The following is a 20706-nucleotide window of genomic DNA, read 5'->3' as shown; positions in this document are numbered from 1 at the left end:
CCATGCGACGTCTGATTTTCATTCACGGCATCAACAATGAGAGCCGTACCCGCGAAGACATCACCAAGTTATGGTGCGGGGCGCTGCGACAATCGATCGGGTCGCGCGCCGACCCATGGTGGAACGAAGTGGAGGTTCGCACCGCCTACTATGCTAAGACGCTGGCGCGGGAAACGGCGGACTGGGACGAGATGGAGGCTGCCGGCACCCGAATGAGTGTGGACTCTCCCAACGCAGATTACGCGGAGGACGACGTTGCGGCACTCTACCTCGCTCTACAGCGGGCGTACGGCATAGGCGATGATCGCGTGGCACAGGAACTTAACCCCGGCGACGAGCTCGCGGCGGCGACGCGCATGGCTGCCGGCATCCATAAGAAATGGCTCAAGGCCATCGCCCTCACGCTTGAAAAGGTCATTCCCTCGGCCGCTGACGGGCTGGCTCGCAAGTTCCTCGCGCAGGCCGCGACCTATCTTAACAAGCCAGGGGTTTTCGATCAGATCAACGAAATGGTGAATGAACAGGTTTTCGGCGACCTGGATCCGCTTGACCGGACCGTCGTCATCGGCCATTCGCTCGGCACTATCGTCAGCTACGTGCTGCTGCGCGGGATGATAGGGGATAACAAGTTGCCGGTTTTCGTCACGCTTGGCTCACCGCTCGGTATAGACATCGTGCGCAACCGCGTAGGTCATCCCCGGATGACGCCTCCTGTTGCTGCGCGATGGGTTAATGGTGCCGATCCGGAGGATTTCGTGGCACTTCGACCCAGTCTTGACAAGAACAGTTTCGGCCCTGCGGAGATCGTCAATTATCCGAAACTTGAAAACGGACACGAGGATGCCCATTCGATCCAGCGATACCTCGCACATTCCGAGATTGCAGAAGCTATCTACGCAGGGCTAAAATGACCGTGCAGAATGAGCCAGTCTAACCTCGGCATTCATTAAGCATAGACCGCAAGGCGGAGCTAACAAAAGACATAACAAACGCGGTCACGGATCGGAAAGTGCATCCACGATAGTTAGAAGGTATTTCCGAACTTGCTCCCGATCACTCTCCTTCTCTTTTTCGGACAGCTCAAAGTACGGCGTGGCGATCTGCCGCTCCCACTTCGTAACCAGATTAGGCGGGATCACAAGCGCCCCATCCGGCCGATGTTCGCATTTGCCGTGCATATAGCGCTGCCAATGCGCCCAGCGCTCATGCTCAATGTCCGCGAGCTCGTCGATAATGTCGTCGAGTCGCGTAGTTATCTGCTGTCGATCCATCCTAAATCATATCTTCTGCGACCAGACGGCGGTAGTGTTCGCCGAGTGCGGTTAGTGTGCAGGTCTTACTCTCCATGGTAGCGTGCCACATGTGCGGGGCACCGACAGGGACCACAAGGTTCACCCGGACGTAGTTCTGAAGAATCCGCAAGATCTCCGTTTTCTCGGGATTGGGAGACGGGACATCAGGTCCCTCCGCCCCTGATCGATGGGGCTCATAGCTCGGGTCGAGCTGGTATTCATAGCCCGGCTCAGGGAAGAATTCCGCCAGTTGTAGCAGTTCTCCAAGTGCGATAGGTGGGCGCACCTTACGGAGTGACACAAAAGTCGTAACGTTGGTCTTAAAGACAGGGCGTTGCTTCCACGCGCCGAGAGATTGATCAATGTGGGCATATACACTGCCGGGCGTCACGTCTCCGACCAAATTCGCAGCAGCGCCGCTTAGGGCATCGACCAGCAAAGTTGTGAAGATTCCTGAACCATTCGACTCGTCGGCGTATTGTTCGGCAGTTGATGCCGTCAGCACGGTTACACCTTCGCTAATCTCCGCGACCGGCACAAGCGGGTTCATTGCCGCGACACCACTATGACAGCTATCGAGGATGATCATCTTGTTCTCGGACGGCGACTTGTTCGCCATCGTCATTATCTCGGCCAGAGGAATGCCATCGTCGCCTGTCTCGCAGTCAGAGGGGCAGAGGTACCCACCGGTCGCCTCAACGTACCCGTGGCCAGCGAAGTACAGCAGGGCAATTTCATGCTTATCCTGGAAGAGTTCCTGAATAGCTTCACGAAGCTTCTTGCGCGGGACCAACTGACCTGGACCGGTCGCCGTCAGGATCTTCACGTGGAAATTGACCGAACCGTCTGAGTCCCGATCCAGCATCGACTTGACGCTGTGGGCGTCGTTGACGCAGCCGTGGAGCGCTTTGATGTGGTCGTAGTAATCGACCCCGACGACCAGTGCTTTCCGCATGCCCACTCCTCAGAGGCTATCGATAAAGGCAGCAACATTGTCCCAAGTCCAGACCTTCGTATTGACGCCAACGAGATCGGTCCGATCGTCCTTATAGCACCAGAAGCCGCGCAGCGGGACCTTCTCCTCCTTTGCGCAGGCGATCTCCCACTTTTGCCCAGTAGACGTTAGCGAGTTCTTGCTTGCCAGCACGATCACTCCGTCCGAACGCTTGATCCGGGTCCGTACGCGATCCTTCCAGCCGGTGTCGTACGGCTCCTTCACTGACATATCGACGTACTCGAAAGGCGAGTCAGTCTGAAGCGACTGACCTTTCAGCAGGTCACGGCACGCTTTGTCCTCAATCGCAAATGCTACGAAAATCGTCTTTTTATCAGCCATTATTCCCTCGCTACTTGGCGTTCCTCTCAACTCCGACTCTCGCACAAGATCAAGCTGAAGGAACAATATATGGTAGAATATATTGGGCCTCGCCATAGACGATTCAAGGGGGGGCAAATCAATTTTTTCTGAATCTACTTGATGTGAGCACTTTTTGCGCGCCGCCGACTTTCTTGGAAAGCGCAATGAGCGACCGCTTTCAACCTGTCATGTAGGTCGGTCAGGCGTTGGCTTGGCATTGGGGCTGAATGTTAGCTTCCGGCGTGACAAGAGATCCGCTCGCGTCTGCAGCGAAGGGCAGCTAACCGCCCATTCTGTGGAAAAACACCCGTTCGCGAGCGCAGAATTCTGGCATCCGAAAGCGGCGCAAGCGCCTTACCTGTCAGGCTGTCCGCACTTGCTGCGGTGCAGGAAATATCTTGGCCAGTTTCCTGAGGTTTTGGGCGGTGGCGGCGAGGAGGAATTCGTCCTTTGCCCCGCATGGACCACGTAATCGGAGCCTGTTCAGGCCGAGGATGCGCTTGAGGTGGGCGAATAGCATTTCGACCTTCTTCCTCAGCTTCATCGAGATCACGTATTGCTCGGTTTTCGCAATGTCGCGGGCAACCTGGCGGGCGTCTTCATGTTCCTCGCGGGTGATCGACCGGAAGTCCATGTTGGGACAGCAACGCGACTTCGAGGGGCAGGCCTGGCAGGTGTGCTTCAGGCACCGGTATTTGGCGACGCCCTTGCCGGTCGGCCCGCGGTTCGGATCGGAGTAGTTCCGGCGGAATTGCTTCAGTTCGTGGCCTTCCGGGCAGATGTATTGATTGTTCTCGGCATCCCACTCAAAGTCGGCCCGGGTCCAGGTCCCGTCGCTGCGCCCCGACTTGTCGAAGACAGGGATGTGCGGGGCAATTTTGCGGTCAACCAGCCATCCTAACATCGGCGCGGTGCCATAGGCCGTGTCCGCGATCAGGCGCTCTGGGTGCAAGTCGAACTTGGCCTTCACCCGCTCAAGCATGGTCTTCGTCGATCCGACCTCGGCCTGACGGATCGACCTCGTGGCCTCCACGTCCACAATCACGCCATGGTCCGTATCGATCAGGTAATTGTCGGAATAGCTGAAGAAAGCCGGACCTTTACGGGCCGCCGTCCACTGGCTGGCCGGGTCGGAATGCGAGGTAAACTTGGGCTGCACCTCGCTGGCCGCGCCAAAGGCGACTTCGTCCAGGGTCTCCAGATACTCACGGACGGCCCGGGGCGCGTCGGCAGGGTCGATCTGCCCGGCGTCCCAATCCTCTTTCGGCGTCGAGTTCTGCTTGTTGGCATCCGCTTCGATCAGACTTGCGTCGACCGCCATGCGCTGCCCGCTGACCAGGCCCTCAGCGATGCACCGTGCGACCGTCACCTCGAACAGATGGCGCAGCAACTCGCTGTCCCGGAACCGCCCGTGTCTATTCTTGGAAAATGTCGAGTGATCGGGAACTCGGTCGGCGAGGTCGAGGCGGCAAAACCAGCGATATGCCAGGTTCAAATGCACCTCTTCGCACAGCCGCCGCTCCGACCGGATGCCGAAGCAATAGCCGACCAGCAGCATCCGGATCAGCAACTCGGGATCGACCGAGGGGCGGCCCGTGTGACTGTAGAACTCTGCAAGATGGGCACGGATACTGCTCAGGTCGACGAAGCGGTCGATGGACCGAAGCAGGTGATCTTGCGGGACGTGATCTTCCAGCGAGAACTCGTAGAACAACGCCGGCTGCGCTTCCTGCCTCGGTCCCATCATCGCCATTCCTCCCGCCCAATGTCGGAATTGAATCAGCAGGATGCCCATCGATCAAGCGTGAGTTTTTCAACAAAATACGCCCATTCTGTGGAAAAACACCCGTTCGCGAGCGCAGAATTCTGGCATCCGAAAGCGGCGCAAGCGCCTTACCTGTCAGGCTGTCCGCACTTGCTGCGGTGCAGGAAATATCTTGGCCAGTTTCCTGAGGTTTTGGGCGGTGGCGGCGAGGAGGAATTCGTCCTTTGCCCCGCATGGACCACGTAATCGGAGCCTGTTCAGGCCGAGGATGCGCTTGAGGTGGGCGAATAGCATTTCGACCTTCTTCCTCAGCTTCATCGAGATCACGTATTGCTCGGTTTTCGCAATGTCGCGGGCAACCTGGCGGGCGTCTTCATGTTCCTCGCGGGTGATCGACCGGAAGTCCATGTTGGGACAGCAACGCGACTTCGAGGGGCAGGCCTGGCAGGTGTGCTTCAGGCACCGGTATTTGGCGACGCCCTTGCCGGTCGGCCCGCGGTTCGGATCGGAGTAGTTCCGGCGGAATTGCTTCAGTTCGTGGCCTTCCGGGCAGATGTATTGATTGTTCTCGGCATCCCACTCAAAGTCGGCCCGGGTCCAGGTCCCGTCGCTGCGCCCCGACTTGTCGAAGACAGGGATGTGCGGGGCAATTTTGCGGTCAACCAGCCATCCTAACATCGGCGCGGTGCCATAGGCCGTGTCCGCGATCAGGCGCTCTGGGTGCAAGTCGAACTTGGCCTTCACCCGCTCAAGCATGGTCTTCGTCGATCCGACCTCGGCCTGACGGATCGACCTCGTGGCCTCCACGTCCACAATCACGCCATGGTCCGTATCGATCAGGTAATTGTCGGAATAGCTGAAGAAAGCCGGACCTTTACGGGCCGCCGTCCACTGGCTGGCCGGGTCGGAATGCGAGGTAAACTTGGGCTGCACCTCGCTGGCCGCGCCAAAGGCGACTTCGTCCAGGGTCTCCAGATACTCACGGACGGCCCGGGGCGCGTCGGCAGGGTCGATCTGCCCGGCGTCCCAATCCTCTTTCGGCGTCGAGTTCTGCTTGTTGGCATCCGCTTCGATCAGACTTGCGTCGACCGCCATGCGCTGCCCGCTGACCAGGCCCTCAGCGATGCACCGTGCGACCGTCACCTCGAACAGATGGCGCAGCAACTCGCTGTCCCGGAACCGCCCGTGTCTATTCTTGGAAAATGTCGAGTGATCGGGAACTCGGTCGGCGAGGTCGAGGCGGCAAAACCAGCGATATGCCAGGTTCAAATGCACCTCTTCGCACAGCCGCCGCTCCGACCGGATGCCGAAGCAATAGCCGACCAGCAGCATCCGGATCAGCAACTCGGGATCGACCGAGGGGCGGCCCGTGTGACTGTAGAACTCTGCAAGATGGGCACGGATACTGCTCAGGTCGACGAAGCGGTCGATGGACCGAAGCAGGTGATCTTGCGGGACGTGATCTTCCAGCGAGAACTCGTAGAACAACGCCGGCTGCGCTTCCTGCCTCGGTCCCATCATCGCCATTCCTCCCGCCCAATGTCGGAATTGAATCAGCAGGATGCCCATCGATCAAGCGTGAGTTTTTCAACAAAATAGGCCCGTGAATGCCGTCTGAAAAGGTCCCCATGGGTTTTCAACAAAGGCCTGAATGTCATGATTTGCACTATCGCCTAAAGGAAGCGAGTTTGATTACATTGGGTAAGGAACAACATTTGGTGCAACAAATTTCGTGCCTGTCAAAATAGCCAATAAAATATGGTGTCTCAGGCCCTATCGACGCCATCCATCATCGGGGCGACGGACAGGCGGGCAGCTTTGCAAACATCTGATTTCAATAACATTTTTTGCAATCCCGGTGTCCCCGAGACCTCTCGAGATCACCGTATGTTTCTGGGTTTTGCCGGGTTCTTCCCGGTTTCGCAGGCCGAGTTGCTACGGCGTAGCATTTTCTCAGAACGGCCCGCAGCACGGTCAAGGGGTCCGCCGACACGCTCCTGCCCGCCCGATTTCCGGGCGCCGGAACTCGAACCCACCTTCCGCTCGCGATCAACATAGGAAGCTCGAACGTGTCTGCCAAAATCTTCACCTTTCCGCTCGCTCAAGACGGCGTATCCACCCCATCGCGCCAAGAAGTCCACACGCAACCACCGAAGAACGACGTATCACCCCAGCCCATCCGGGAAAAGAACCCTGGTCCGAAGATGGAAGGGCGACGCAAACAGGATGCGAAGTCTCGCGCCATAGAACCCAACATCCGGGAATTCACCGGCATCGACGGCCGCATATCTTACCGCGTCCAGATCCGGAAGACGAGTGCCGGGCAGACTGCGAACGTCACCCAGACGTTCTCGAAACTCGCCCTGGCTCGGAAATGGAAGAAAAAGAAGCTGGCCGAGATCGAAATCGGCGGTGTCGAAGCATTTGCGTCCAGTGAAACGACGGTCGCCGATGCGATCTCAGCACGGCTTTCAAAACAAAGCCACCTCGGTCGCTCTGCGGTGCAGCAGTTGACCTGGTTGAAGACATGTACTCTGAATAGCCCCTGGTTTGGTTTCCTAGACGCCTGCCTCGCTCAGTTTCTGCTGTCTGGTTTCGAAGTCAACGGGCGACAGCATGCCGTTGCTCTTGTGCTTGCGTTTCGGGTTGTAGAACAGATCGATGTATTCGAGCACGTCCCGCCGCGCGTCATCGCGGGTTGGACAGGTTTTCCGCCTGATCCGCTCGCGCTTCAAGAGCTGGAAGAAGCTTTCTGCCACGGCATTGTCGTGGCAGTTCCCGCGCCGGCTCATGCCGGGTTCCAGATGGTGCTGGCAGAGAAACGTCTGCCACTCCCGGCTGGTGAACCGGGAACCTTGATCGGAATGCACCATGACTTGGCCGGCGGACTTTCGTCGCCAGACGGCCATCAACAGGGCTTGCAGGGCGAGGTCCGTGGTCATGCGGGATTGTGCAGACCAGCCGACCACACGACGCGAGAACAGGTCGATGACGACACACAGATACAGCCAACCTTCGTGGGTATTGATGTAGGTGATGTCGGTTACCCAGACCTGATCGGGTGCGGTCGTTCTGAACTTTCGCTCCAGCCTGTTCTCGGCAACCACCGCAGGTTTGCCGCCGTATCGGCCCGGACGGCGCCTGTAGCCCACCTGGGCAGAGATCCCGGCCAGAGACGCCAGGCGCGCCACACGATTCTCTGAAATTTGTTCGCCCTGATCACGCAGATCGTCCGTCAACTTGCGATAGCCATACACCTTGCCGCTGTCCGCCCAGGCCCATCGGATCAGCTCGGTCTGGCGCGCATCCTGCTGCGCACGGTGGCTTAACGGTTCCTTAAGCCATGCGTAGAAGCCGGAGAAATGAACCCGCAGCACCCGGCACATGGCCCGGACGGCGTACTTCGCGCGATGCGCCCCACTGAGGCCTTTTCTGACCCGGCTTCAATTTAGGATGTCGCGCTCTTCGGTGACCCGCGCCAGTTCCCGCTTCAACCGGCGGATCTCCGCAGCTTGTTCGTCCTCACGTTCCCGAGCCTTGCCCGGCCGCGAGAACTGCGCCTTCCACGTGTAGATCGACTTCGTGCTCACCCCGAGGCGTTCAGCCACCCCGACGACCGGATAGCCCCGATCCACAACCTGGCTGACCGCATCCTTCTTGACCTCGTCGCTGAACCGATTTTGCGCTGACATCCATCGCTCTCCTTGGGTCCAAAACTACCAAGCAGAGCGTCCAGAAATCTAGGGGCACCTCAGAAGGCTTCGTCTGTCATTACCTAATTTCCTCACCCCGCAGGGGCGCTGCTCGCACCACGGCTACTGAAATATGTTAAGCTCCGGCGCCATGGGCGCAGTTGTCGCCTTGACCACAACCAGTTCAGCATGGGCATGTACGTCGGATTGGGCCACGGACCGGACCGGTTGAACCAGAGGGTCACGCCCCGTTTCCTCTTGGCCGCCGGTAAGGTGGCATGCCCGAGCCCGAAAAAGGGGTCGGACTTCGGGGTGCAAATTCGAGCAACGCCTCGCCGCCCTACTCGATGACCTGTTTACGGACACGATCAGGGCCAGCCACCGTGGATGACCGCCGTGCGGACCTCGTGCCGAAAGCACCAATAGCGTCCGCCAATGTTGATGCTTCGCGAAAAACAAAACGGAACATCACGCTCTCTCGGTCGTTTGCTATCTAACTTCATGAAGGATGACACAATGAACACAAATCTGACCGTGAACGGTCGGCATCACGCGCTCGATCTCGATCCACGTGTCACGCTGTTGGATGCGTTGCGCGATCACCTGAACCTGACGGGAAGCAAGAAGGGCTGCGATCATGGCCAGTGCGGTGCCTGCACCGTGCTCGTGAACGGCACGCGGGTCAATGCCTGCCTGAGCCTTGCAGTCATGCATGACGGCGACGAAATCACGACCGTCGAAGGTCTGTCACCCGACGGCAGGTCGCCGCTTCAGCAAGCTTTCGTGCGGCACGATGGCATGCAATGCGGATATTGCACTCCTGGCCAGTTGTGCTCTGCCACCGGGGTGCTCGACGAAATTGCGAAAGGCTGGCCAAGCCATGTCAGCGCCGACCTCGAAGGCCCGTTCGACCTGACCCGCGAAGAGCTGGCCGAGAGGATGAGCGGCAATATCTGTCGCTGCTCCTGCTACCCCGGCATCAACAAAGCAATTCTAAGCGTGGCCGAGGATGACACCGTTCACCGGGAGGCCGAAGAATGAAGCCGTTCGATTACATGCGCGCCGAAGATCTGCAATCCGCCAGACGCGCCGCGCATCAGGGTGGGACTGTCATTGCGGGCGGCACCAACCTCATCGACCTTATGAAGCTTGAGGTCGTGACGCCCAGCGCACTTGTCGACATCTCGCGGTTGGATCTGTCCGAGGTTCGCGATCACGACGGCGGCCTTCATATTGGCGCCATGGTCACCAACTCGGACCTCGCCGCGGACCCGCGGGTCCGACGCAATTACCCTGTGCTCTCTCGCGCGTTGCTGGCGGGGGCCTCGGGACAGTTGCGGAACAAGGCAACGACTGGCGGCAACCTCTTGCAAAGAACGCGTTGCCCTTATTTCTATGACACGGACACGCCCTGTAACAAGCGCAGGCCGGGCAGTGGATGTTCGGCCATCGGAGGTGAGCTGCGCAACCACGCCATACTGGGCACGTCCGACGACTGCGTTGCCCTGCACCCGTCCGATATGGCCGTGGCCTTGCGGGTCCTCGATGCGCAGGTCGAGATCGAGTCGCTCGACGGGTCGCGGCACCTGCAACCCTTGGACGATTTCTACCGCCTCCCCGGCAAGACCCCGCATATCGAAACGAGCCTTGCGCCGGGGGATATTATAACCGGTGTAGTCCTGCCCGCGCCGACCGGCGGCCTGCAGTCCTATCGAAAGATCAGGGACCGGGCATCTTATGCCTTCGCCCTCGTGTCAATCGCCGGCGTCGTCACCGCCCGTGACGGTCGGATCGAGGACATTGCGCTCGCCTTCGGCGGCATCGGCGCCCGTCCGTGGCGCGACACACGGATCGAGGACATGCTGCGCGGCCAGACGGTCGACGATCAGCTGATCCAGCAGGCGGGCGACCTGCTGCTCTCGGACGCGCGGCTGCTGGAGGGCCTTGAGTTCAAGACCGGCCTGGTTCGCCGCCTGTTGTCTTCAACCCTGACGGAGGCTGTGCAATGACCCTCGATCTCAAACTCGATACGCCATTCGAAGACCACCGCGCTGACGAGATGTCTCAAGGCGTCCTCGGGACGGAACAGGACCGACCGGACGGATGGCTGAAAGTCGCGGGCCGCGCGACCTATGCGGCCGAAACCGATCCGGATGGGCTCTTGCACGGTGTTCTCGTGCGTGCCCCGGCGACGGGCGCGGTGATGTTGTCGAACCTCGCCGAGGTCGAGGCCATGCCGGGCGTCAGAAAAATCATGAGCCATCCCAAGATGATCCGCAACGCCGCTCAGGGGACCGCCAATGAAGCGCCGGTTCAGGGCGCGGATCACGCCGATTACGTCGGACAGCCGGTTGCCTTGGTCGTTGCCGAAACATTCGAAACCGCAACCCATGCCGCACATGCGCTGATCGTATCCGTTGACGGCGTGGTCAAGCCGGTAAACCCCGACGAAGTCACCCCGGAAAGGCCTGACGACAAACAGGCAATCCTGGGTGACCCCGATATCACATTTGCCGACGCAGATGTCCTGATCGACGAGACATACACCACGCCCGCGATGGCCTCGGCTGCGATGGAACCGCACGCGGCCACGGCCGACTGGGATGGCGATACCCTGACCCTGCGCGGCGCGCTTCAGATGTTGAAGTTCAACAAGAACGAACTGGCCGACTCGGTCGGGCTGCCTCCCGAAAAGGTGCGTCTGCTCGCGGCATATGTGGGCGGTGGTTTCGGCTCCAAGCTCGGGATATCCGCGGACTGCGTGGCTGCGGCACTGGCATCCATAGAACTTGGCCAACCTGTCCGTGTGGTGCAGCATCGGCGTCAGGTGTTCGAAGTCAATACGCGCAGGTCCGAGACGCGCCAGCGCATCCGGCTGGCGGCGTCGCATGACGGCAAGCTTTCTGGCCTCGGTCACGAAGCACTGGTCTCGCAACTGCCGGAGGAAGACTTTTCCGAACCGGTTATCCAAGGCAGCCATTTTGCCTATGCAGCGGCGAACAGGAAACTTGGTCTCGAAATCGCCCGCATCCATCGCCCCGCTGCCGGGTCCGTCCGCGCCCCGGGTGAATCCGTCGGCGTCACCGCGTTCGAAATCGCCATGGACGAACTGGCTGTTTCTAGTGGCATCGACCCGGTCGAGCTGCGGTTGCGGAACATCCCCGACAAGGACCCCGAGTCCGGCAAGCCCTTCTCATCGCATCGCCTCGCAAGCGCTTTAAAACAGGGTGCTGAAGCCTTCGGATGGGGCTCTCGTCCCGACAAGCCGCGTCAGCACCGCGACGGGGAATGGTGGATTGGAACAGGCATGGCCGCCGCCTTCCGCGTAAACATGGTTATAGAGGCCGAAGCCCGAATCATGCTCTCCGAAAGCGGCGCAACCGTTCAATCCGATATGACCGATATCGGCACTGGCAGTTACGCGATCTTCCAACAGATCGCCGCCGAACTGCTGGGCCAGCCGATGGGCCAGGTCACCGTCGAACTGGGCGACACGCGGTTCCCGCCCGGGTCCGGGTCCGGGGGCAGCTTTGGCGCCGCCTCCACTGGCACCGCCGTGTGGCTTGCCGCCATGGAGATCCGACAGCAGATCGCAGACCGACTTGGCTGTCCAGAGGGTGATCTGACCTTGCAGAACGGCACCGCAACCTGCGGCAATACCCGAACCGCGCTCAGCGATCTTCTGAAGTCCGATGAGATCACCGGCCACGGCCATGTCGAGCCGGGCGACGCCTTCGAGAAGGTTCGACAGGCGACGTTCGGAGCACATTTTGCCGAAGTGGCCGTTTCCGAAGTCACCGGCGAGGTTCGCGTCCGTCGCATGCTTGGCAGCTTTGCCTGCGGTCGCGTGCTCAATCCCCGGACTGCTCGGTCACAATGCCACGGTGGCATGACATGGGGCATCGGCATGGCGCTGACCGAGGAGCTGACCCATGACCGCCGCGATGGCCATGTCGTCAATCGCGACCTGGCTGGCTACCACGTCCCGGTGAACGCGGATGTGCCTGACCTTGAGGTGCTCTTCGTCGACGAACGAGACGACTGGGCGGGGCCAATGCAGGCCAAGGGAATTGGCGAGTTGGGCATCTGCGGCGCGGGTGCCGCGATCATCAACGCGATCCATCACGCCACCGGGGCGCGGGTCAGGGACCTTCCCGCGACACCGGACAGGGTCATCGCCGCAATGATCAGCGCGGGACACTGATGTGCAGCAAGACACTTCTGATCACGCGATAAGCGACGTTCTCGACAAGCTCGAGGGCGTCGCCGATGGCGACAAGGTGAGTGTCGAGAAGATCATCGACGCCTTGGGCCATGCGTCTTTTGCCTCGCTTCTGCTGGTCTTCAGCCTGATCTCCACCTCTCCAGCCAGCGCAATTCCCGGCGTCACCGCCGTGGTGGCAGTCATCGCGTTCATCTTGGTGGTGCAGATGATGGTCGGTCGCAGAAGCGTCTGGCTGCCCCATCTGATCACGAAACGCCGTCTTGACACCGACAAACTGCAACAGGGCATCCGCTGGCTACGACCCGTCGTCCTGCGGATCGAAAAGGTTCTCAGACCGCGCATGTCCTTTCTGTTTCACCGACCGTGGTTATGGCTTCCCATGATCCTCGTCCTTGGCCTGACCCTTTTCATGCCTTTCATGGAGGTCGTGCCTACATCCGGCTCGATCGCATCGGCCGTCATCGCCTGTTTCGCGGCGGGCCTCCTCACCCGCGACGGAATCCTGCTGCTGATTGCCCTGTGTTTCCTGAGCGTTGTCCCGGTGACCTTCTACTTGCTCTGACCCGCGATCCTTGCGTCCCAAACGTAGCCGTGCGGAACCACTCCGTTACGCTGCCGTTCACCCCTTGAGGCGTCGCGAGGCCTCGTTCCCGCGCGCGGCCTCTTCGCGGCGACACCGCTACCGAAGCGTCGGCCACTGACGGTCCGCAGCCCGACATGACGGTCGGGGCCGACTGGCCCTACTATGGCGGCGACACCCGCACGACCCACTGTTCGCCGCTGTCGCAGATCACGCGTGGCGTCATCGTGACCGGCGCACAGGTCAAGGACGGCCAGTCCAAGGATGCACGCTCGGGCGTCATCCTCGGCTACGACGCCATCACCGGCGACCTGGCCCGGGCATGTGACCTTGCCGCGCCAGAGCAGAACCGCGATGGCCCGACCGAAGGCGAAACCTACACCCGCGGCACCCCGAACATGTGGAGCGCAGGCGTGGCAGAAGAAGAGCTGGGCTAGGTTTACCTTCCGTTCGGCAACCCCTCCGCCGACGACCAAGCTCGGATCGCAGCGAGGCCGAAAATGACTGGCTTGTCTCTCGTCGCCATCGATGTGACAACCGGCGAAGACGTCTGGGACTATGACCTTGGATTGCAGGCGACGCTGCTGGACTATCGGGCCACCCCCGCCGTGCTGCTGCCGTCCAGACAGGACGACATTTACATCCTGAACCGCGAAACCGGCGCGCCGCTGACTCCTGTTGGCGAATTGACCGATCTGCCCACGGGCGAGATCGAGCCTGATTTCGTTTCCAAACCGAGCAGCGGGGCGCAGGCGAAGGTGGCACTGGAGGGCCCGCCGATCCGCAGGCCAAATCCACCTACGGCATCGCCGTGAACGCCGGGCAACAACGCAACGATGTGACCGGCGTGCCGTGCCCCCCCCCGCCCCATGGCAGCATCCGGGCCATCGACATCGAAACCGGCGAGACACTCTGGTCGACCGTCCTGCCTGCCGGTGGTCAGGCGACCCCAATCATCTACAAAGTCGATGGGCGGCGATATGTGATGGTGACCGCCAGGGGTCACCACTTCATGGAGACGCCCGGTGGGCACGCGGTGATGACTTGGGCGCTTCCGGAGCAATAGGTCGCGACGCTCGACAACCAAGGCTCGCCGCATCCTTTGATCGCCACGGGCACTAATATCAGCGTGACCGTTGCCACATTAATGTTCACCCTATGTTCGATCTCTGTTAACCTGCGTGCAAACCGAAGCGGGGCGGGGCGGGCGCAGGACCATGCAGACAGGCTATCTGGACAAGCTGAACGATAACCAGCGCAAGGCCGTGTGCCATGGGGTCGGCGATGCCGCCCTGCCCCCTCCGCTGCTGGTCATCGCCGGCGCCGGGTCCGGCAAGACCAACATGCTGGCGCACCGGGTGGCACATCTGCTGGTAAACGGGGCGGACCCCCGGCGCATCCTCCTGATGACTTTTTCCCGCCGCGCGGCAACAGAACTGACCCGCCGGGTCGAACGGATCACGACCCACGCCATGGGCACCGGTTATGCTGCCGGGGCGCTGGCCTGGGCCGGCACCTTTCACGCCATCGGCGCCCGCCTGCTGCGGGAACACGCCTTGGGGATCGGATTGAACCCGGATTTCACTATCCATGACCGGGAAGACAGCGCCGACCTGATGAACCTCTGCCGTCACGGGCTGGGCTTATCGAAGGCCGAGCAGCGCTTCCCGGCCAAGGGCACGTGCCTCGCCATCTATTCTCGCGTCGTGAACGCAGAGGAGCCGCTGGTGGACACACTGAAGGATCACTTCCCATGGTGCATCACCTGGGAGGCCGAGTTGAAACAGCTCTTTGGGTCCTACGTCCGTGCCAAGCAGGAACAGAACGTTCTCGACTACGACGACCTGCTGTTGGCCTGGGCACAGGTCATGTCCGACGCGGATTTTGCCGCCTTCATCGGGGCACAGTGGGACCACGTTCTGATTGACGAATATCAGGACACAAACCGGCTTCAGGCGCGCATCCTCAAGGCGATGAAGCCGGATGGTCGGGGGCTGACGGTCGTGGGCGACGATGCGCAGTCGATCTATGCCTTCCGGGCCGCGACCGTGCGCAATATCCTCGACTTTCCGTCCGCCTACACGCCCGCAGCCGATGTCGTGACCCTCGACCGCAACTACCGGGCAACCAAGCCGATCCTCGACGCAGCAAACGCGGTGATCGGCGAGGCACGCGAGCGGTTCACCAAGGATCTCTGGACCGAACGCGCTTCATCCGAGAAGCCCCGGCTCGTCACCGTCCAGTCCGAAACCGAACAGGCCCGCTATATCGTCGATAAGGTGCTGGAAGACCGCGAAAGGGGCACGGCCCTGAAGGATCAGGCCGTCCTCTTCCGCACTGCCAGCCATTCCGGCCAGTTGGAGGTTGAACTGACCCGGCGCAATGTGCCCTTCGTGAAGTTCGGCGGGCTCAAGTTCCTTGACAGCGCACACGTCAAGGACCTGCTGGCCATGCTGCGGTTCGCCCAGAATCCGCGCGACCGCGTGGCTGGGTTCCGTGTCCTGCACCTCCTGCCGGGCATCGGGCCGGTCGCGGCGGGCCGTATCCTCGACGCAATCGACCTTTCCGCGGATACCGGGCTGGTCCTGGACACGGTCGAGCCTCCTGCCCGGGCCGCCGCCGACTGGCCCGCCTTTGTCGGGGCCGTCATGACCAAGGCCGACTGGCCCGCGGCCATCGGGTTGGCGCGGGCCTGGTATGATCCGCATCTCGACCGTCTCCACGAAGACGCCGAGGCGCGGCGCGCCGATCTGCTGCAACTGGAACAGATCGCTGCGGGCTATCCGTCGCGCGAAAAGTTCCTGACCGAGCTCACGCTCGATCCGCCCGATGCGACCAGCGATCAATCCGGCATTCCGCTGAAGGACGAGGATTACCTTGTCCTGTCGACGATCCATTCCGCGAAGGGGCAGGAATGGAAATCCGTCTATCTTCTCAACGCGGTCGACGGCTGCATTCCCTCGGATCTTGGCACCGGTTCAACCGCCGAGCTCGAAGAGGAACGTCGCCTGCTTTATGTCGCGATGACCCGCGCAAAGGATCGCCTGACCCTCGCCGTTCCGCTTCGGTTCTATGTCACTCAGCAGATCCGCAACGGCGACCGGCATGTCTACGCGATGCGGACACGGTTCATACCCAAGACCATGCTCGACAAGTTCGAGTGCTTCAGCTGGGCACCCGCCCCAGTCGCAGGAGCCTCTGCCACCGCGCCCGGGCGGATCAACGTGGCGGCGCAGATGACGGCGATGTGGGATTGACCCGGTTTATCGCGTAGTCCCCGCGCCCCAACTGCGGTCAACGGCCGGAGAAATACGCCGCGAGATCGGCGATCTCCTGATCCGTCAATTCGATGGCTGCGGCGGCCATCAGTTTGTTGTGATCCAGCACGCCATCCCGCCAGAGGTGAAGCTGGTCGGCGATATAGGCTTCGTTCTGACCGGCCAGTCGCGGCCCCTTGGAGGCATCCGCGCCGTGACACGCGACGCAGGCGGGAACGTCCCGCGATCCCTTGGCCGCCAGAACGGCCCCCTTGCTGTTGGCCACACCAGGCCCGGACGGTGAGTCACCCGCCCCGCGCGTCGACAGGGCCGCAGCAAGCTCCGCGTCCTGATCCTCGGGCACCATGGACATCGCCTGCTCCATGATCCCGCTTGGACGGAAACCACCGCGATAAGCAGCCATCTGATCCGCGATGTAGTCGGGGCCGAGGATGTCCAGACGTGGCACCGGCCCGCTGATCGTGCCATGACAGGTCCGGCAATATGCCTCCGCCTCAGAGGTCTGCGGCACGGGGCTCGGTGTTCCGCCCCGGACCGTCATCAGCCACGCGACCACCGACCAGACCTCATCAGGCCTGTCCGTCACCGGCCACCCCGGCATCCCGCTCATCTTCACACCGTTCTGCACGATCCAGTGCAGTTCGTTCGGCTGCCAGTCCTTGACCGCTTCGGCAATCTCCGGCGGCTCGGGGACCATCGCCCGGATCGTCGCGCTGCGCGGCCGGTCCGGTGCCCCGTGGCACATCGCGCAGGCTGTCGCATAATGCCCGGCGCCAAGCGCGATCAGATCGGGATCGTCCAGCGGCGGCACCTCCTCCATCGCCGGGGCCCGCAGCTTGACCGCACTTCGAAACGTGGTGTGCAGGACCCATGACACCCCCGGCCAATGCCCGGCGTGGGCCGACACGTTGTAGAGCCCGAACCCGATCACCGCAGCCGCCCCGGTCAGACCGAAACCCGCCAGGACCGCAAACGTCAGCAGAACCCTCCTCATGTCGCAGCCCTTTCGTTCAGCGCCTGTGCCGTAAGCCATAGCCCGGCGACCAGATAGACCGGCGTCCCGATCGCCAGCATCAGCATCCCGCCGATCTGCTGACCCGACAGGTTCGGCACGGTCCCGCAGATCTCGGCGTAGAGGTCGCGCGGGGCCAACACCAGCAAAGCGCCCAGCAGGGTCATATGCATCGAGGTCAGCAAAAGCCCCCCGGCCCCGGCCAACGGCTGATCCGTCCGCAGACACCCTGCCCAAACGAAAAGCCCGACGATCAGGAAACTACCCTGTTCGACGACAAGCCCGACGCCGCCTAAACGCCCGAGCGCGTGGGCGGCCGGCAGGTGCCACCCCCAGACGACGATGAATTCGACCAGCGCCGCTGCGAGGGGCGCGACCCTGATACGCCGGAACAGCTGCGGCAGGCCCATCACGATAAGGGGCGCCGCCAGTGCGACCAGTGTCATGTGCCGCAACATGTGAAGGGCAAAGTCCGGCATCGCCCCCGACAGGGGCAGCAGCCATATGCCAGCCAACAGAGCACCCGCAGGAAGGAGGTAGAGCGGTCTCACTGGCAGCCCCCTATGAAGAAGAGCGGCAGGACCACGAAGCCCACGCCGATGACCGAGATCACTGACAGCAGGAACGCCGCATGTCCCAGAAAATGGTGGCGGTCTTCCGCCCTGCCCCGGCGGTTGATGAAATCACCGGTTTCTTCGACGTTCCACTGCCGCCAGGCCCTCCAACCGACGAACCCGATCCCGCAGACGACAAGACAGCTGATCGCCAGAAGCCCCGCACGCACGGTCGGGAAATCCCATCCCTTGGCACATGTCACGGCAACCAGCGCATAGCAGATCACGAAATGCCCGGCCCAAAGCGTGGGGGCTATGGTAATCTTCAGAAGGCTCGACTGTTCTTCCGAAAACTCGGCCTCGTCTTCCCGGCGTTCCGGCTGATCGTCGGTCATAGCGCCCCCGGTGCAAGTCCCAGGATCGCACAGACCACCAAGGCGGAGATCGTGACGAAGTGCCAGTAGAGCGTGACGTTCCAGATATCCGCGTCATAGCGCGGCGTCAGCTTGCCAAAAATCGACCCTGCCAGACAGTAAAGCAGCATGATGACCCCGGCGCCGACATGCACGGCGATCCAGATCGCCAGCGCCCAGAGCGTTGCGGGGTAGACATGCGCTTCGGGGTTGAGCGGAGTGACCGACCCGATCAGCGCGGTCGCACCGCCCGCCACTGCCAAAGACGACAGCCCCAGACACAGCCGGGCGGCCATGACGGCACCGCCCCGGTTCAGATGTCGCGCACAGACGGTCAGGCCCCAGCCTGCCGCAAAACCCATCGCCGCAAGGGCGACCAGACCGGGCACCGCATGTAGGGCCCCTTCCGGGGGGAAGTCCGGCTGGGCGGTCCAATAGAAGAAGAAGCCGAAGACGAGCGAGGCAAAGGCGGTCGCATCACCGAGCATCGTGATCCACATCGCCCACCACCCGACCGAGGACGGCCCGGCAGCATAGGTCGGCAGTTTCAGGCCCAGCCCCACGTCCTTGGCGTCCGCTTCCGGCGGGCGCGCAGTCGAGGTCCAGAGCCAGTAGAGGATACAGACCACCGCGAAGGCGCCGCAGACAATGGCGGGCGGATACATGTGGAACGTCGGAAAGATGAACGCCCCGCCGGTGAACCCCGCCGCCGCCAGTGTGATCCAAGCAGGCCCCGTGACCCGTTGCACCTGCACCGGCGTCGCATCGATCACGGAGGTAATCAGCGTCTCGCGCTTCCCCTCCTCGGCGTCGGGCAGGTAATAGCGACCCGCATCCATCCGGGCGGCCATGTCGGGCTGATCCCATAGCGGATAGCGCGTGGTGACATGCGGGATGGACCGTACGCCCCAAGCTTCCTCGGGGATGTCATGCGACCATTCAAGCGTGCCGGCGTCCCATGGGTTCCGCTCGATCTGCGGCTGGTCCTTCTTCGGACGAATCAGATCCCAGACGAACACGCCAAAGCCGGCGGCAACGATGAACGCCCCCACGGTCGAGATCATGTTCAACCCATCCCATCCAAGGCCGGTCGGATATGTGTAGACCCGCCGCGGCATGCCCCAGAGGCCGGTCAGGTGCATCGGCAGGAAAGTCAGGTTGAACCCGGTGAAGGTCAGCCAGAATGCCCACTTTCCCAGCCGGTCCGACAGCTTCTTCTTCTGGATGAACGGGAAGAAATAATAGACCCCCGCAATCACTGGAAAGACCATGCCCCCGAAAAGCGTGTAGTGCAGATGCGCCACGATGAAGTATGTGTCATGCGCCTGAAAGTCGAAGGGCGCCAGCGCCAGCATCACGCCGGTCAGCCCGCCCATGGTGAAGATCGCCAGAGCGCCCGAGATCCACAGCATCGGCAACGTCATCTTCACCCGCCCGACCATTAGCGTTGCCAGAAAGGCAAATATCTGGATGCCGGTCGGGATCACCACCGCCTCTGACGCCGCCGAGAAGAAACCGAGCGAGATCGACGGCAGCCCGGTGGTGAACATGTGGTGGACCCAGAGCCCGAACGAGAGGAACCCTGTGCCCACAGCGGAGAGCACGATCCACGAATAGCCGAAGATCGGTCGGCGTGCGACGGTCGGGATCACCATGGCCGCAATCGCGATCGAGGGCAGGAAGATGATGTAGACCTCCGGGTGCCCGAAGATCCAGAAGAGGTGCTGCCAGAGCATCGGGTCCCCGCCCCGCGTCGGGTCGAAGAAGGGCCAGTTGAAGGACCGTTCCAGTTCGAACAGGAAGTCGCCCGCAATCAGCGGCGGGAAAGCGAACAGGATCATTCCGCCGACAACCAGCACATACCACGCATAAAGCGGCATGATGTTGACCCGCATCCCCGGCGGGCGGCACTTTAGCGTGCCAACGATCAGTTCGACCGCTGCCGCGATCGACGCGACCTCGATGAACGACAGGCCCAGAAGCCAGATGTCCGACCCCGGACCCGGATCCTTCGTCGCCAGCGGCGGATACATGAACCAGCCCGCGCGCGGGGCGACATCGAAGAAGATCGACCCGATCACGAACACGCCGCCGATCAGGAAGCACCAGTAACCAAAGGCCGATAGCCGCGGGAACGGCATGTCGCGCGCCCCCAGCATGCCCGGCAGCAACAGGATCGAGATGGCCTCGAACATCGGCACGGCAAACAAGAACATCATTGCCGACCCATGCATCGTGAAGAGCTGGTTGAATCGGTCGGCCGAGATCAGGTCGTTCTCGGGCACGATTAGCTGCAGCCGGATCACAAGCGCCATGACGCCCGCCAGCAACATGAACGCCAGAGCCGTCAGGCAATACCACTTGCCGACCTCGGAGTTGTTGACGGCCGACCAATAGCGCCAGCCCTTCGGCGTCTCCCATACTTTGCGAAGGCGATCCTCCTGCGCACGCTGCACGTCATCCGGCACCGGCTCCGCCAGCATTGCCTCCGTTGGCGGATAGGGTCCTGTCGGTTCGGGCAGCCCGCTCTTTCGCATC

Annotated in this window: 18 protein-coding genes and 1 pseudogene; 9 read left to right on the top strand and 10 right to left on the bottom strand. The window is 61.6% G+C overall.

Annotation, left to right across the window (positions count from 1 at the left end; translation table 11 throughout):
- The first annotated feature begins 2 nt into the window (after positions 1-2).
- The gene (locus tag FIU94_RS11170) at positions 3-911 is read left to right on the top strand and encodes a hypothetical protein (RefSeq protein WP_152465870.1); all 909 of its coding nucleotides are present in this window, start codon (positions 3-5) and stop codon (positions 909-911) included.
- Positions 912-995: 84 nt separating this feature from the next.
- Here FIU94_RS11170 and FIU94_RS11165 read toward each other — a convergent pair whose 3' ends face one another.
- From FIU94_RS11165 to FIU94_RS11140, 6 genes and pseudogenes are all read right to left on the bottom strand, one after another.
- Positions 996-1271, bottom strand: a complete 276-nt coding sequence (locus tag FIU94_RS11165; RefSeq protein ID WP_152465869.1) for a RyR domain-containing protein — start codon at positions 1269-1271, stop codon at positions 996-998.
- Position 1272: 1 nt separating this feature from the next.
- Entirely contained in the window at positions 1273-2247 is a 975-nt protein-coding gene (locus FIU94_RS11160; protein ID WP_152465868.1) for a caspase family protein, read from the bottom strand.
- A 9-nt stretch (positions 2248-2256) separates the two neighbouring features.
- Positions 2257-2628 carry a TIR domain-containing protein gene (locus FIU94_RS11155; protein WP_152465867.1) on the bottom strand — a complete coding sequence of 124 codons (372 nt, stop codon included), beginning with the start codon at positions 2626-2628 and terminating at the stop codon, positions 2257-2259.
- A 382-nt stretch (positions 2629-3010) separates the two neighbouring features.
- On the bottom strand, positions 3011-4396 hold the full coding sequence (locus tag FIU94_RS11150) for an IS1182 family transposase (RefSeq protein WP_152464641.1): 1386 nt from the start codon (positions 4394-4396) through the stop codon (positions 3011-3013).
- Positions 4397-4549: 153 nt separating this feature from the next.
- Positions 4550-5935 (bottom strand): IS1182 family transposase, encoded by a 1386-nt coding sequence (locus FIU94_RS11145; RefSeq protein ID WP_152464641.1) that lies wholly within the window; start codon positions 5933-5935, stop codon positions 4550-4552.
- Between the two features lie 1037 nt (positions 5936-6972).
- Positions 6973-8106 (bottom strand): annotated as a pseudogene (locus FIU94_RS11140) (IS3 family transposase).
- Between the two features lie 516 nt (positions 8107-8622).
- Between FIU94_RS11140 and FIU94_RS11135 the strand changes: the two are divergent.
- The 8 genes from FIU94_RS11135 to FIU94_RS11110 all read left to right on the top strand — a co-directional run bounded on the left by FIU94_RS11135 (position 8623) and on the right by FIU94_RS11110 (position 16168).
- Entirely contained in the window at positions 8623-9147 is a 525-nt protein-coding gene (locus tag FIU94_RS11135; RefSeq protein WP_152465866.1) for a 2Fe-2S iron-sulfur cluster-binding protein, read from the top strand.
- The gene (locus tag FIU94_RS11130) at positions 9144-10115 is read left to right on the top strand and encodes a xanthine dehydrogenase family protein subunit M (protein WP_152465865.1); all 972 of its coding nucleotides are present in this window, start codon (positions 9144-9146) and stop codon (positions 10113-10115) included. Before FIU94_RS11135 ends, FIU94_RS11130 begins: the two co-directional genes overlap by 4 nt.
- A complete protein-coding gene (locus FIU94_RS11125) occupies positions 10112-12310 on the top strand; it encodes a xanthine dehydrogenase family protein molybdopterin-binding subunit (protein ID WP_152465864.1) in 2199 nt (732 codons plus the stop codon). Before FIU94_RS11130 ends, FIU94_RS11125 begins: the two co-directional genes overlap by 4 nt.
- 1 nt (position 12311) lies before the next feature.
- On the top strand, positions 12312-12893 hold the full coding sequence (locus FIU94_RS11120; RefSeq protein WP_152465863.1) for an exopolysaccharide biosynthesis protein: 582 nt from the start codon (positions 12312-12314) through the stop codon (positions 12891-12893).
- A 155-nt stretch (positions 12894-13048) separates the two neighbouring features.
- Complete coding sequence (locus FIU94_RS21020; RefSeq protein ID WP_254702521.1) at positions 13049-13348, top strand: hypothetical protein; 300 nt, start codon at positions 13049-13051, stop codon at positions 13346-13348.
- A 63-nt stretch (positions 13349-13411) separates the two neighbouring features.
- Positions 13412-13726, top strand: a complete 315-nt coding sequence (locus tag FIU94_RS21015; RefSeq protein WP_254702520.1) for a hypothetical protein — start codon at positions 13412-13414, stop codon at positions 13724-13726.
- On the top strand, positions 13723-13977 hold the full coding sequence (locus FIU94_RS21010) for a hypothetical protein (RefSeq protein WP_254702519.1): 255 nt from the start codon (positions 13723-13725) through the stop codon (positions 13975-13977). Before FIU94_RS21015 ends, FIU94_RS21010 begins: the two co-directional genes overlap by 4 nt.
- Before the next feature lie 151 nt (positions 13978-14128).
- A complete protein-coding gene (locus FIU94_RS11110; RefSeq protein ID WP_152465862.1) occupies positions 14129-16168 on the top strand; it encodes an ATP-dependent helicase in 2040 nt (679 codons plus the stop codon).
- Between the two features lie 37 nt (positions 16169-16205).
- Here the strand turns inward: FIU94_RS11110 and FIU94_RS11105 are convergent, their stop codons facing one another.
- Genes FIU94_RS11105 through ctaD form a run of 4 tightly spaced genes read right to left on the bottom strand, consistent with a single transcriptional unit; the run spans position 16206 to position 20705 of the window.
- Complete coding sequence (locus tag FIU94_RS11105; protein ID WP_152465861.1) at positions 16206-17183, bottom strand: c-type cytochrome; 978 nt, start codon at positions 17181-17183, stop codon at positions 16206-16208.
- On the bottom strand, positions 17180-17752 hold the full coding sequence (locus tag FIU94_RS11100) for a cytochrome c oxidase assembly protein (RefSeq protein ID WP_152465860.1): 573 nt from the start codon (positions 17750-17752) through the stop codon (positions 17180-17182). The genes FIU94_RS11105 and FIU94_RS11100 overlap by 4 nt, the downstream gene beginning before the upstream one ends.
- Complete coding sequence (locus tag FIU94_RS11095) at positions 17749-18150, bottom strand: hypothetical protein (RefSeq protein WP_152465859.1); 402 nt, start codon at positions 18148-18150, stop codon at positions 17749-17751. Before FIU94_RS11095 ends, FIU94_RS11100 begins: the two co-directional genes overlap by 4 nt.
- Positions 18147-20705 carry a cytochrome c oxidase subunit I gene (gene ctaD, locus FIU94_RS11090; protein WP_152465858.1) on the bottom strand — a complete coding sequence of 853 codons (2559 nt, stop codon included), beginning with the start codon at positions 20703-20705 and terminating at the stop codon, positions 18147-18149. Before ctaD ends, FIU94_RS11095 begins: the two co-directional genes overlap by 4 nt.
- Position 20706: the final 1 nt, after the last annotated feature.

Origin of the sequence: Sulfitobacter sp. THAF37 (assembly GCF_009363555.1) — a bacterium.
GTDB lineage: Bacteria > Pseudomonadota > Alphaproteobacteria > Rhodobacterales > Rhodobacteraceae > Sulfitobacter.
The sequence above is the reverse complement of the archived record's forward strand: the minus strand, read 5'-3'. Positions and strand labels throughout refer to the sequence as shown.

Excerpts from the sequence above, each read along its gene's own strand:
- FIU94_RS11170 (WP_152465870.1), top strand. The coding sequence starts at position 3 with ATGCGACGTCTGATTTTCATTCACGGCATCAACAATGAGAGCCGTACC.
- FIU94_RS11165 (WP_152465869.1), bottom strand. The coding sequence starts at position 1,271 with ATGGATCGACAGCAGATAACTACGCGACTCGACGACATTATCGACGAG.
- FIU94_RS11160 (WP_152465868.1), bottom strand. The coding sequence starts at position 2,247 with ATGCGGAAAGCACTGGTCGTCGGGGTCGATTACTACGACCACATCAAA.
- FIU94_RS11155 (WP_152465867.1), bottom strand. The coding sequence starts at position 2,628 with ATGGCTGATAAAAAGACGATTTTCGTAGCATTTGCGATTGAGGACAAA.
- FIU94_RS11150 (WP_152464641.1), bottom strand. The coding sequence starts at position 4,396 with ATGATGGGACCGAGGCAGGAAGCGCAGCCGGCGTTGTTCTACGAGTTC.
- FIU94_RS11145 (WP_152464641.1), bottom strand. The coding sequence starts at position 5,935 with ATGATGGGACCGAGGCAGGAAGCGCAGCCGGCGTTGTTCTACGAGTTC.
- FIU94_RS11135 (WP_152465866.1), top strand. The coding sequence starts at position 8,623 with ATGAACACAAATCTGACCGTGAACGGTCGGCATCACGCGCTCGATCTC.
- FIU94_RS11130 (WP_152465865.1), top strand. The coding sequence starts at position 9,144 with ATGAAGCCGTTCGATTACATGCGCGCCGAAGATCTGCAATCCGCCAGA.
- FIU94_RS11125 (WP_152465864.1), top strand. The coding sequence starts at position 10,112 with ATGACCCTCGATCTCAAACTCGATACGCCATTCGAAGACCACCGCGCT.
- FIU94_RS21020 (WP_254702521.1), top strand. The coding sequence starts at position 13,049 with ATGACGGTCGGGGCCGACTGGCCCTACTATGGCGGCGACACCCGCACG.
- FIU94_RS21015 (WP_254702520.1), top strand. The coding sequence starts at position 13,412 with ATGACTGGCTTGTCTCTCGTCGCCATCGATGTGACAACCGGCGAAGAC.
- FIU94_RS11110 (WP_152465862.1), top strand. The coding sequence starts at position 14,129 with ATGCAGACAGGCTATCTGGACAAGCTGAACGATAACCAGCGCAAGGCC.
- FIU94_RS11105 (WP_152465861.1), bottom strand. The coding sequence starts at position 17,183 with ATGAGGAGGGTTCTGCTGACGTTTGCGGTCCTGGCGGGTTTCGGTCTG.
- FIU94_RS11095 (WP_152465859.1), bottom strand. The coding sequence starts at position 18,150 with ATGACCGACGATCAGCCGGAACGCCGGGAAGACGAGGCCGAGTTTTCG.
- ctaD (WP_152465858.1), bottom strand. The coding sequence starts at position 20,705 with ATGCGAAAGAGCGGGCTGCCCGAACCGACAGGACCCTATCCGCCAACG.